Origin of the sequence: Streptomyces sp. GbtcB7 (genome assembly GCF_019091445.1) — a bacterium.
GTDB classification, from domain to species: domain Bacteria; phylum Actinomycetota; class Actinomycetes; order Streptomycetales; family Streptomycetaceae; genus Streptomyces; species Streptomyces mirabilis.
The window spans coordinates 1-231 of record NZ_JAGXJM010000738.1 but is presented as its reverse complement, the minus strand read 5'-3'; the positions used below and the strand labels follow the sequence as shown (position 1 = coordinate 231).

Annotated in this window: 1 protein-coding gene; it reads left to right on the top strand. The window is 70.1% G+C overall.

Going from position 1 to position 231, the window contains the following annotated elements; genetic code table 11:
- A partial coding sequence (locus tag KVT44_RS57405) for a hypothetical protein (RefSeq protein ID WP_217577253.1) occupies positions 1 to 225 on the top strand: 225 nt, incomplete at its 5' end.
- Positions 226 to 231 lie beyond the last annotated feature (6 nt).

The window sequence follows — 231 nt, the reverse complement described above, 5'->3', positions numbered from 1 at the left end:
GCCCCCGCGCGACCCGCAGCCACGGCTAGGGCGGTCAGCGGGCCGCCCCGCAGTGGTGACCAGGCGACCGATCTCTCCCTCTTCGTCGTCCAGGTCGAGCGGTGGGAACTCGTCGAGGTCCATAAAGCCCGGGTGGCCGACATCCCGGGCGGTGTGGAGGAAGACCTCGTAACGTCCGGAAGCTGGTCTGACCTCGTCCCAGCGGACACCAGGCCGGTCTGGTGAGCCGGT